The organism is Duganella sp. CF458 (assembly GCF_900113115.1).
In the GTDB taxonomy this organism is placed as follows: Bacteria; Pseudomonadota; Gammaproteobacteria; order Burkholderiales; family Burkholderiaceae_D; genus Rugamonas.
In genome coordinates this window covers 1-12,428 of the sequence record NZ_FOOF01000028.1, presented here as the reverse complement: position 1 = coordinate 12,428, position 12,428 = coordinate 1, and the positions used below count along the sequence as shown (strand labels likewise).

Annotated in this window: 7 protein-coding genes; 6 read left to right on the top strand and 1 reads right to left on the bottom strand. The window is 64.0% G+C overall.

The window, feature by feature from the left end:
- Positions 1-30 precede the first annotated feature (30 nt).
- From BM269_RS28060 to BM269_RS28035, 6 genes are read left to right on the top strand one after another with little or no spacing between them, the layout of a single operon-like run.
- On the top strand, positions 31-1,614 hold the full coding sequence (locus BM269_RS28060; RefSeq protein WP_090445587.1) for a DUF2138 family protein: 1,584 nt from the start codon (positions 31-33) through the stop codon (positions 1,612-1,614).
- Positions 1,611-2,273: a DUF1175 domain-containing protein gene (locus BM269_RS28055; protein ID WP_170860507.1), complete on the top strand. Its 663-nt coding sequence runs from the start codon at positions 1,611-1,613 to the stop codon at positions 2,271-2,273. The genes BM269_RS28060 and BM269_RS28055 overlap by 4 nt, the downstream gene beginning before the upstream one ends.
- A complete protein-coding gene (locus BM269_RS28050; RefSeq protein ID WP_229204830.1) occupies positions 2,210-6,796 on the top strand; it encodes an alpha-2-macroglobulin family protein in 4,587 nt (1,528 codons plus the stop codon). The genes BM269_RS28055 and BM269_RS28050 overlap by 64 nt, the downstream gene beginning before the upstream one ends.
- Positions 6,796-8,481, top strand: coding sequence for a DUF2300 domain-containing protein (locus BM269_RS28045; protein WP_090445579.1), 1,686 nt, complete (start codon positions 6,796-6,798; stop codon positions 8,479-8,481). Before BM269_RS28050 ends, BM269_RS28045 begins: the two co-directional genes overlap by 1 nt.
- Positions 8,478-9,275: a YfaP family protein gene (locus BM269_RS28040; RefSeq protein WP_211482758.1), complete on the top strand. Its 798-nt coding sequence runs from the start codon at positions 8,478-8,480 to the stop codon at positions 9,273-9,275. The genes BM269_RS28045 and BM269_RS28040 overlap by 4 nt, the downstream gene beginning before the upstream one ends.
- A gap of 4 nt (positions 9,276-9,279) precedes the next feature.
- On the top strand, positions 9,280-10,032 hold the full coding sequence (locus tag BM269_RS28035; RefSeq protein WP_090445576.1) for a YfaP family protein: 753 nt from the start codon (positions 9,280-9,282) through the stop codon (positions 10,030-10,032).
- On the opposite strand, the gene BM269_RS28030 is transcribed toward BM269_RS28035, so the two are convergent.
- Positions 10,029-12,032, bottom strand: a complete 2,004-nt coding sequence (locus tag BM269_RS28030) for a TonB-dependent receptor family protein (RefSeq protein ID WP_307154948.1) — start codon at positions 12,030-12,032, stop codon at positions 10,029-10,031. The genes BM269_RS28035 and BM269_RS28030 overlap by 4 nt on opposite strands.
- Positions 12,033-12,428 lie beyond the last annotated feature (396 nt).

Below are 12,428 nucleotides of genomic sequence, written 5' to 3'. Positions count from 1 at the left end.
TGTATTTAATATAACTTTGCTGGACCCGCCATGAACAAAAAGACTCTGGCCAAAATCGCCGCGGCAGTTGTTGTCGTTGCCGGCGGCGTTTTCGCCTACCGGGCTTTTGGCTGGGGCGCCATGAATGGCCCCGTCAACAGCCTGAAGATCGACCTGTCCAAGCCGGACGCCTTGGTCGTCACCAAAAGCCTATCCAGCCTGCCGCGTGATCTGCTGACCGTGCCGTTGGCGCGCGACGTCCTGCGCGAGGACTTCCTGTTCTATTACGAGCAGACCGAAGACCGTCTTGGCTTGAAGGGCAGCCTGCGCCGCATCGCCTACGAACATGAACTGCGCTGGGGCGACCAGTTGATCCGCATGGTGCTGGACGAACCGGCGGAAGTCGCCATGTGGCGCGATGCCGATGGCTCCCTCAAACATTATGTGATCTCGGTTTCGCGCGGCAAGCTGGCGCGCGTGCTGGAAGAAGCGGGCAAGGTGGCGCTGAAGGATACGCAGCTCACCATTGCCGGCGAGTTGCGCGTAGACGGCGACAAGGTGCCGGTGTACGCACTGAACTACGCCTACCAGCGCAACCTGCTGTTCGCAGCACACGGCGACCGCATGGTGATCCTGTCGCACCCCGGCATGTTGTATGGCGCCGACCGCAAGGACAGCGACGATACGGCACAAGCCACCGTCACCAAGCTGCTGGCGAAAGACGCCGCGCAGCAAAAGGTCTTCCACGACCAGTTCCACTTCGGGAAAACGGCGCAGGATGGCCACAGCATCGCCATCAAGGCCGATTTCCTGTCCTTCGGCTACCAACCGTTCTTCGGCGGCCTGGAAGCGCTGCGTTTCGATTTCAGCAAGGGCGCCTGGCGCTCGCAGGTGCTGCTCGATGCGGCCAAGCTGCCGAAAAATGGCTATGACAGCAGCGCCCTGTGGAGCGCGCTGCCTTACAACCCGAGCAGCTGCTTCACGCTGCCGGTCGACTGGACCAGCCTGCAGCCGGTGCTGAAAAGCATAGGCGGCAAGACCAGCCAGCCGGTTCTGCCATTGGCGACCGAGTTGAGCGGGCCGGCGGCGGCCTGCTGGTACGGCAACTCCCGCCTGCACACGCCGGTGTTCGTGGCCAATCGTGCCGGCGGCAACGAGGCGCTGTTCGAAAGCCTGTTCCAGGCTGCGATCCGCGATGGCAAGGGCGTGCAGAAAGCGCAAGGCAAAAAGGGCGAGTTGCGCTGGAGCGGTGCGGTTTCCACTGCGCAGGGCGAAACCACGCCGACGCTGGCCATCAGCGGCAATACCGTGGTGTTTTCGGCGGACGGCAAGCTGGTTGACCAGGTGCTGGCCGTCAAGCGCAAGGAAATGCCTGCGGCTTCGGACCTGCTGCCGGATGCCAAGCACACCGTTGGCCTGATCGCGCCGGCTGCGCTGGCCAAGCTGATCGAACAAGAGAGCTTCAACACCTTGCCGGGCCAGCGCGAACCCGTGCTGCGCGGCGCAGTTGATGCGCACCTGGTGCCGCGCCTGCAGGCGCTGAAAAAATACCCGCCTTACCGCATGGTGCTGAAGTCCGTACCGGCCAAAGGCGTCTCCTGGCAAGCGCTGGAATGGCAGGCAGCGGGCAAATGAAGCGTCGCAGTACGCTGCGCCTGCTGGCCGGGTGCGCTGCGGCGGTAGCGGCGCCGAAGGTGCTGGCGCTGACCAGTGCCAAGGATGCACAGGTACGCCTGTCGCAGGCACAGTCGCGCGCCTTCCAGGCGTGGATGCTGCGCATTATCAGCGCCCAGGTCGAGCAGGGACCCTCGCCGCGTTGGCAGCATCGCGACTGCGCGGGCCTGGTGCGTTTTGCCGTCAACGAAGCCTTGTCCGTGCACGACGCCAAGTGGATGCGCGCCAACGGCATCGCCAGCGACCGTAGGCTGCCGCCGGAACTGGACCTGACGCCGCAACAGGCGGCCCTGCGCAACCGCTGGGTGCAAGGCGAGGGCAAGGTGGGCGCCTTCGTCACGGCGCTGGCGCTGGTACAGCACAACAGCCGCTTCGTGGCGCGCGAGATCAGCCAGGCGCTCCCGGGCGACCTGCTGTTCTACGACCAGGGCGACGAACAACATCTGATGGTGTGGATGGGGGCGCATATCGCCTACCACACGGGCACCGTCACCCCAACCGATAACGGTCTTCGTACCGTCGATATTCAACAACTTACGACATGGAAGGACACGCGGTGGCAACCAGCGGTCAACAATCCCAACTTCGCCGGCGTATTCCGGCTGTCATTTCTGTCCTGAAGCTGTGCCTCGCAGGCCTGTTGGCGCTGACGGCGCTGGCAGGTGCGCAAGCGCAGGAGGCGCCGTCGAGCGGCTACACGCTGTTCAAGGGCGAGCCATTCTTCCTCTTGTCCGATGCCAGCTATGGCAGCACGGACGAGGCGCGCGTGCGCCTGGAAGTGCCGGGCCGCGACTTCGGCCGCTCGCAACTTGAGCAATATTCCGGCGCCGACATCGTGGTTTACCGCGTGCCCGAGCCGCTGGAATTCCTGAAGAAGCAGCGCAACCTGCACCGCGTCCAGGTGGACGGCAATTACCAGGGCGAAGGCCTGGCCAATGCGCTGAGCTTCCTGTGGGATACCTGGTGGAAGCAATCGCGCCTGGCATGGCGTCGCGTCTTCTCGTCCGAAGCACGCCACGCGGTGACCACCAACCAGCCCAAGCTGGCGACGAACGGTGAAGCCATGAAGCGTGCCACCGTGTTTGCCAACAACCCGCAGTACAAGCCGATCAAGGGCTTCGAGATGGTGGACAGCTTCCGCTATCCGATCTGGCAGGCGAAGGCGATCGAACCGCCGAAGGGCGTCAAGATGGACGGTTCCAGCAGCGAGTTCATCGCCGGTAACAGCGGCAACGTGATGATCCCGGTCGGCAAGCGCAAGCCTGGCCTGTACCTGGTGGAGGCGATCATCGGCCAGCACCGCGCAACCACGCTGGTGTTCGTATCCGACACCATGGCGGTGACCAAGGTGTCGTCCGGCCAGATGCTGGTATGGGCCGCCCGCCGCGACAACAGCGCCGCCGTGGCCGATGCCAATGTGATGTGGACCGACGGCACCGGCGTTCTCCAGTCGGGCAAGACCGCCAAGGATGGCGTGGTGTCGATGGAGCGCGGCAGCCCTGAGCACACCTATGTGATCGGCGAAGACCGCAGCGGCGGCGTGTTCGTGTCGGAGAACTTCTACTACGACAGCGAAATCTATAACACCAAGATGTATGCGGTGACGGATCGTCCCCTGTACCGTCCGGGCGATGAAGTGAACGTCAAGTTCCTGGGACGCGAGTTCAAGTCGGCGCGCCTGTCGCAGGCCGCCGCGGCGGCGCCTGTCGGCCTGACCGTGTTCGATCCGAACGGCACGCCCGTGCTGACGCAAACCTTGCAACTGTCGCCGGAGACCGGCACGGAAACCCGCTTCCGCCTGCCGGAGCAGGCCAGCGCCGGCGGCTATGAGCTGCGCTTCAGCTATAAGGACGGCCTGTACGGCGCCGCCTTCCGCGTGGCGGAATACGTCAAGCCGCATTTCGAGATCATCGTCCAGCCGGCCAAGCCGGAATTCAAGACCGGCGAAAAAGTCAGCGGCACCATCTCGCTGCGCTACCCGGACGGCAAGCCGGTGAAGAATGCCAAGCTGTCGCTGTCCCTGCGCGGCCAGCAGAACACCATGGTGGAAGGCGAACTGCGTTACAGCGGCCTGTTCCCGGTCCAGTTGAAGTCGGAGGAGGCCGAGACCGACCGCAGCGGCGACTATTCGTTCACGCTGCCGGCGGCAGCCGACCCATCGCGCTATGTATTGACCGTGATGGCGACCGACGGCGCAGCCTACCGCGTCAAGGCCACGCGCGAGCTGATGATCGAACGCTCCATCAGCAGCTATCAACTGAAGGCGGCGCGCTCGTTCTCCGAACCGGGCCAGCAGGTGCACTTCGACCTGGTGCCGGATGGCCAGGGCGCGGCCCGCCCGGTGCGCTGGGAGATGGTGCAGCTTGAAAAACAGGAAAAGACCGAAGGCAAGTTCGATCCGGCGGCCAAGGGCTGGGACGTGAATTTCGCCAAGGCAGGCTCCTACCAGCTTTCGCTGCGCGATGAACGCGGTAACCTGCTGGCCGCTGCCAGCCATTGGGTCAGCGGCGAAGGCTTGCAGGCCGCGCCGGGCAGCATCGAGATCGTAATGGACAAGGCGCGCTATCGTCCGGGAGAGAGCGCCGAAGCGCTGGTAACCTTCTCCGATCCGGTCGACCAGGCTCTGTTGACCATGGAGCGCGACAAGGTCGAGCAGTACGGCCTGATGAACGGCGGTGCCGACTGGTACCAGGCCAAGCGTGTGGCAAAGAACCAGTGGCGCGTGCGCATTCCGGTGAAAGAAGAGCATGGCCCGAACATGACATTCTCGGTGGCGTACACCCGCAACGGCGACTTCGTATTCCAGAATGCTGGGCTGCAAGTGATCGAGCCGCGCATCGCCCTGAGCTTCAAGACCGACAAGGAAATCTACCAGCCGGGCGAAAAGGTCACGCTGGACGTGACGGCGCAACTCGACGGCAAGCCGCTGTCCACCCTGGTCGCGCTGGGCGTGGTGGATGAAATGATCTACGTGCTGCAGCCGGAAATCGCTCCCGACATCGCGGACTTCTTCTATCATCCGCGCCGCAACAACGTGCGCACCACGGCCAGCCTGTCCTTCATCAGCTATGACATGGCGCAGGGCCGCCGCGAGAACGTCCCGGCCCGCCATAACTACAATGAGCGCGGCGTGAAGGTGCTGGAACGCCCGCGCCGCGACAATATCGATACCGCCTTCTGGGCGCCGTCGCTGAAGACCGATGCCGACGGCAAGGCGCGCGTCACCTTCACCATGCCGGATGCCCTGACCCGCTGGCGCATCACGGGCCGCGCGATGGATGCGCAAGGCCGTGTGGGCCAGCGTACCGCTTACCTGCGTTCGGACAAATCGTTCTACTCCAAGTGGACGGCTCCGGACTGGCTGCGTACCGGCGATGCGCCGCGTGCATCGGTCGCCATCTTCAACCAGACCAGTGAAACGAAGGCGTTGGAAGTGACGCTGTCCGGCGGCCCGCAGCCGAAAGTGGAGAAGCTGTCGGCCAAGCCGGGCGTGAACTACGTCGAATTCCCGGTTGCCGTCGGTACCGCACCGTTGCGACTGGAAGTGAAGCAGGACGGCAAGCTGGTGGATGCGCTGGATACCAAGGTGCAGGAGCAGCCCGCCGCCTGGAGCAGCCCGCGCAGCATGAGCGTGGCCCTGGCCGGCACCGACAACGCGTTGAAGCTGCCGGCCGATGCACGCAATGTCCGCGTCTCGTTCGCGCAGGGCGCGGCCAGCCATTTTGCCCGTATTGCCGATGACCTGATCGAGTACCCGTACGGTTGCGTGGAGCAGACGGCCAGCCGCCTGATCCCGCTGACCATGGCGGCGCAAAGCATGCCGGCCGATGCCGGCCCGGTCCGCGAACGCCTGATGGCGATCATGCAGGCGCAGCGCCTGCGCCTGGTGTCGATGGCCGGTCCGAACGCCGTCTTCAGCTGGTGGGGACCCGCCACGCAGGCCGACGCACTGATGACGTCCTACGCCTACTACGCCGACTGGTACGCCTCGCGCGCCCTGCGCCTGGAATTGCCGGGCGAGCACTGGAACAACCTGGTCACCGTCTACAGCGAGCATGGCAAGAACAATGCCCCGCTGGAGCGCGCCATGAGCCTGTGGATGATGCACGAAATGGGCCTGCCGACCAAAACCCTGGCGGAAAGCCTGGTGGCCGACGCCGCCAGCCTGGAAGTCGGCTCGGCGCCGCGCAAGCAGGGCGTCACCAGCAGCGTGCTGCTGGCGGACGGCCAGGACAGCGTGACGCGCGCCATGGCGGTCGGCCTGGCCTCCGTCGTCGCCGCCCAGAACGGCATCGCCTTGCCGCCGCCGCTGCAGCAACAGTTGCCGCAGGCGTGGGCCGCATTGCGCGCTTCGCCGGCTCCGGTGGCGCAGGCCCTGCTGATGCTGGCCGGTGAACTGCCAGTGGCGCAGGCCGACGCCGTGCTGTCGTCCGTGCGTGCCGACATGCCAACCATGGACCGTGCCCTGACCCTGGTCTGGGTGCAGAAGAAGCTGGGCGGCTCGCCTGCCGCAAGGCCGCCGGTCGCCGCGCTGGAAGGCGCATGGCAGCAGACGGACAGCCGCAGCGGCCAGCCGGTATGGCGCTGGACCGATGCCAAGGCGTTGCCCGAGCAATTGAAGCTGGCGCAAGCCGCACCGGCCGGTACCGTCGCGATCGTGCAGTACGACAGCCGCGCCGTCGAACAGCACACGCTGGACGTTGGCATCGAGCGCCGCATCCTGCGCATGAAGGCGGGCTCCAAGGGCTACACCATGGAACCGGTCAAGCCTGGCGAAGCGCTGCGCACGGACGAACTGTACATGGACGAAATCAAGCTGAAAGCCGGCAGCGCCGCGCATCGTTTCGGCCTGCTGGAAGTGGCGCTGCCGCCGGGCGCGATGGTCGAGTCGACCACCTGGGGCATGAAGCTGGCGGGTGACGAGCCGGTGCAACTGGAGCGCGCGCGCCACGTCGAGCGCCGCGACGGCTATGCCGTCCCGGTCGAGCCGTTGAGCGGCGAGGTCGTCGTGCGCCACCTGCTGCGCTTCGGCCAGAAGGGCAGCTACACCTTGCCGCCGACCCGCTTCCACCGCATGTACCAACCGGAGCAGAAAGCCTTTGAAGGCGGCGGCAAGACCATGCATACGCTGAAAGTCGAGTAATGCTGGCTCGCCTCCTGCCCGCCATGTTGTTGGCCGCCGCCGCGCCCGTCGCGGCGGCGGCCTCGCTCGACCTGGCGTGGTGGCGCGACGGCAAGGTGCAAGCAGTGCAGCTGCAGCAGCGCAGCGCATCGGCGGTGCAGCCGATGGCCGCCAGCACGGAGATCCCGCTTGGCAGCCTGTGGAAATTGTTCATCTACGTTTACGCCGTGGACAACAAGCTGCCTACGCCCGACTACAATTGCGGTGGCCGTAAGCAGGAGGAAGTGTATTGCTGCGAAGCCGGCGCCAGTGTAAGCCGCGATGCCGCATTGGCGCAGTCCTGCGGCCTGTTTTTCGCACCTGAACGCCTGGGCATCGCCCAGAAGCCGTGGCAGGAATACTGGAAACGCAGGCTGGGCAGCGTACCGGCCGGTGCATTCGCCTGGTTGGCAGATCCTGCTAGGCTGGAACCTGCGCGCCTCGTCACCCTGGGCAGCCTGCTGCGCGCGCTGGCCAGCATTCCGGCAGCGAGTCGTGCCGATGCCGAGGCGGCCCTGCTGCGCGTGGTGCTGGATGGCCGTGGTGCAGGCAGCGTGCGCTGGTTCGGCAGCCAGCTCCGGGTAAAGACTTATTCCTGGCACCATCCGAAACGCGAAGATGCCAGGCTGGGTGGGGCAGCCGGCTGGCTGGCCGACGGCACTCCTGTATGGTTTGGCGGCAGCGACAGCAGCACCGGCATCTTCCAGAAATGGGCACCGCAGATTGCCGCCGCCTTGCCGCCGGTACAGCAGGCGGAAGACAGCGGTTGCGTGGTAGTCGACTACTTCACGCGCTACCCGCTGCGTGCGGTTCGCACGGCGGACGGCCATGCCGCGCCGGGTGCGCTGAACGGCCGCTACGTGGTGCAGTTCGAAAACGGCAAAAGCCTGCCCATCCGCAGCAATGGCGAGCTGACGCTGGCCATCGGCGCGAGCGGCAAGCCGCAAATTCGCGGCCGGATGGGTGTCAACGAATACGTGGGCCGGGTGATCGACCGCGAAGCCGGCGCCACCGAAACGGAAGCTGCGCGCGCCTTCGCCATCGCGGCCCGCAGCTACCTGCAGCAGAATGCGCGCCGCGCCGAGTCCTGCCAGTTCATCACGGACAGTAGCGCCACGCAGCGCGTCAGTCCCAATCCAGCCAGTGCTGCCGCGCTTGACGTGGCGCGCTGGACCGACCAGCTGGTGCTGGATGGCGCACAGGTGCGCTACCACGGCAGCAAAGGCGGAGCGAACGTCATGGCATGGAGCGATGCGCAGGCGCAGGCGCGCGCAGGAAAAGGTTTCGACGACATCCTGGCTGCGGCCTATCCCGGCACCACCCTCGCCATCGCTGGGAATGCCGGCACCGCCTGTGTGCGCCTCGCAAAGAACGAACAGTGGCTGGCCTTTGCGCTGCCTCGCTGGGAGCGCACGCTGCGGCGCGAAGACGGCTATGAGGCCCCGGCGCAACTGCCGGCCATATGCGCACTGGCTGCCGGCGCGCCATATTCCGAGCAGTCGCGCAACCGCATCTTCATGCGGCCGCTCGCCACGCGCGAGGACCGCATCACGCTGGCGCACGAATACTTGCACATCGGCTTGCGCCGCCACCCGCGCGGGCAGGACGAAGACTATGTGGAGCGCCTGGCGCGCCGCCTGAATGACCTCTCGCTGGAGGCTTTGTGAAAACACGCATCCAAGGTATTTGCACGCTGATACTTGCGCTGGCCGCCGCGCCGTTGCAGGCCCAGGACAAGACGCTGGCCGGCCCGGTCGGCGGCTGGAACCGCGCCGGCATGACCGACAAGTCCGGTGAACTGGCCGTCAGCTACCCGTATGCGCTGATCGACCGTGGCGCGCAGAAAAACCGCACCATGATTCGCGGCCAGCTGGCGAAGATCAGCGCCAAGCGCCCGTTCCATCAGTTGGTGGTGAATGGCAACCCGACGCCGCTGTACACGGACGAAGAGGGCCGATATGCGCGCGGCTATGCCTTCGGTTCGGGTTCCAACAGCGTCGAGATCCGTGCGCCGGACGGCAAACCGCTGAAGCGCATGCAGTTCTACGAGGCGGACACCGGCCGCCCGCAACCGCGGCTGCGCATCATCGGTGCCTGGGACGACAACCAGGCCGAGATCGACCTGCACATCATCACGCCGGACGGCCAGCATGCCTTCTTTGGCCATCCATTCCTGACCAATGGCGGCGGGCTGGATGCGGACAGTGTCGATGGTCCCGGTCCGGAAATGTTCACCATGACATCCCCCTTGCGCGGCACCTACCAGGTTTGGGTGAACTATTGGGGCAATTTCGGCAGCTCGGGCTACCACTTTGACGAAGCGACGCGCCAGCGGCCCATCATTACGACCCGGATCACGCTGGTTTTCAACGAAAACACGCCCAGCGAAAAGAGGCAGGACTTTGTTGTCCCCTTACGCAAGATCGGCGACCTGACCTTAGTTAAATCCTTTGTATATTGAACACATGAAGAATCTCTTCCTCCCGCTGTTGTTGTTGCCTGCCTGCGCCATGGCGCAAGTGAGCATTGAGTCGCCCAAGAGCGGCTGGCGTCATTCGGGCGGCAGCGAGGAGCAATACAGCCAGGCCGTGAACTACCCGGCATCGGTCGTGAACATGCAGCCAGGGCAGGCCGAAACGGCGCAGATCCGCGGCAAGATCGCGGGTGCAGGCCGCAGCAAGCCGGCCAAGCTGATCGTCAACGGCGTCGCCATGCCGGTCGAACTGCAGGAAGACGGCAGCTTTGCACGTCCCTACATCTTCGGCCCCGGATCCAACGGCGTCGAGGTGCGTTCGCCGGACGGCAAGCATCGCGCGCGCAGCCAGTTCTACGACAGTTACAGTGGCAAGACCAAATCGCGCCTGCGGGTTGTGCTGTCGTGGGACAGCCCGGGCACCGATGTCGACCTGCACGTGATAACGCCGAACGGCGGCCACTCCTGGTTCGGCCAGCGCATGCTCCCCGACGGCAGCGGGCTGGATGTCGACGTCACCGGCGGCTTTGGCCCGGAAATCTATTCCAGCCCGGCGCCGGCCAAGGGCAACTACCATGTCTACGTCAACTACTACGGCGGCAATTCCGAAAAACAGGTCATTACCGTTGCCACTGTGTCGGTCATCACCAATGAGAATACGCCAAGCGAAAAGCAGCAAACCTTCATGGTGCCGCTGCGTGCCGCAGGTGAGCTGACTTTGGTGAAATCCTTCGTGTACCCCTAGAACCGGTACCGGGCGGAGATGCCTGCCACCCAGTTTCGGCCGGGTGCCCCTTCGTAATAGCGCTTGCTCGCGTCGCCGACGATGACGGACCCGACATACTGCTTGCCTGCCAGGTTATTCAGGCGAACGAATTCGCTGAGGCGCCATTCCGCAACTGACTGCGCCGCAGTCAGGCGAAGATTCAGTACGCCGTAGCCAGGGGCGGCCCGCTCGGTATTGCTGTCTTCTGTATAGACCTTGCCACTCGCGACGGCTTCCAGCGCGGCGCCCCAGCGGCCAGCGCTTTCCCGCCATGCCAGTTCACCGAAAGCATAGGCATGTGCTACGCCGGGCAGGCGCGCGCCATTCTCATAGGTGGCGCGCAATGATGTCAGGGCAATCCGCGTGGTGAGCCCGGCGCCCAATGCTGCGTCGAAGGACATTTCCGCGCCTTTTCGTACGGTGCGGGCCGCATTGCGGTAGCTGGTACGTCCCCCGGCGGAGGATTCCACTACCAACTCATCGCTGGTACGAACTTCGAATACAGCGACATTGATCCTGGCACCTGACGTCAACATCGCCTTGACACCGCCTTCGACGTGCTTGCTGCGTGCGGGCCGGAGAGCGAAATTGAAGCCGGCGCCGCCGGCGGAGTAAAACAGCTCGTTCAGCGTCGGTGCCTCGAAGCCGCGCGCGGCGCTGGCGTACAGGTTCAGGGACGGGGTTACGCGGTACAGCACCGCCGCCAACGGCATGGTTGCATTGAAGCGCAGCTTTCCGCTATCGTCGCCATTGCTGGTAAAGCGATCCGCAACGGATACGCGAATACGGCTGTGACGCAAGCCGGCAGTCAGCTGCCAGCGTTCGCCCTGCCATTCCGACTGGATATAGGGATCGATATTGGAGACCGAGTCGTCTTCGTCGCGGCGCAGCCGGCCCTTTACCCCCAGCGTGGTGCCGGAAAAATTCTCGTATCCCTTGCGGTCGTCCGATGCGTTTCCATACTCAATGCCCGCCGAAGTTGTGAGCTTCCCACCGGCGAGCGGCAGCACGCCTTGCCAGCGGGCTTCTCCGCCATGGAAGTCGCGATCGAAGTCGACCACGCCGCCCGAGTGCGTCGCAGGAGCCTGGAAACCTCGCGAGAACGATTGGTATTGCACCACATGGCGGTTCCCGGCATAAGCCGTGAGCAGCAGCTTGGCAGCGCCGATTGGCTGCTCCCAGCTGACCCCCGCCTGTTGGTGGTCGATGCTCTTGCGGGTGTCGTAGCGCTCTGCCAGCGTACGCTTGGGCGCCGCGGTGTCGGTGGCATCGGTCTCTCCGGCGCGGGGATCGCGTTGCCAAGTCGCCCACGTAACGCCCAGCGGGTCCTGAGTATCCTTCTGGCGCAGGCCATTCGCGACCAGCGTTAGCTTTCCGCCACCGCTGACATTCATGTTCATCTTTACGTGCGCCTGCTCGCGCGTGGCAGCGCTGTGATTGCGAAAGCCGTCCGTATGAAAGCGCGAGGCATCGAGTACGTAGCCGATGCCAGCGGTTTCTCCCTGGGCGGACATGTCTACCTTATATAAGCCGTCGCTCCCGGCGCTGGCGCTGGTTTCCACGGTGGGGCGGCCTTTGCCTTCGCGAGTGAACAACTGGATTACTCCGCCGGAATGGTTGCCGTACAAGGCCGAGAACGGGCCGCGTAGCACTTCAATCCTGTCTGCCATATCAAGGTTGAATGTCGCGGCCTGTCCTTGACCATCCGGCATGCTGGCCGGGATTCCGTCGGCAATAAGGCGCACACCGCGAACGCCGAAAGCGGAGCGCGCGCCGAAGCCGCGTGAGGAAATCTGCAAATCCTGTGCATAGTTTTGGCGGTTCTGCGCCACCAGGCCTGGCACGGCGGCGAGGGCTTCGGAGGCATTGACCCTTGGCTGGCCTTCGCGAATGCGATCGGCATCCAGTACGTCGATAGCGGCGGGAACCTCGAAGATGGCGCGCTCGGAACGAGTGGCGCTGACAACGACGATTGGCAATTGGTCAGGTATTTGAATATAAGGCATGGACGAAACTATACATCCCCCCTTGCGGAGGTGAATTTCGTTTGCTATAGTTCTGTCCCTCGCAACGCAGCGCTGACAAATCAGCGAAGCGAAACGAGAAAAAGATGGGGTTGACGAGTTGCACGCTGTACCGCATAATCTCGCTTCTCTGCTGCAGCGAACACAACGCTTCGTACGATAAAAGCAGCGATCTTTAAAAATCAACAGTCGATAAGTGTGGGCGTTTGACGATATTGCCACGAGCCTTAGGGTTCGATGCTCAAAATATACGTTGTAACGCTCGCACAAAATATATTAAACGTAATCTCGAAAGAGATTCGTCAGTATTTTGAGTGAGTGACCTCGCTAGCAATAGCGAAAAACAGAGAT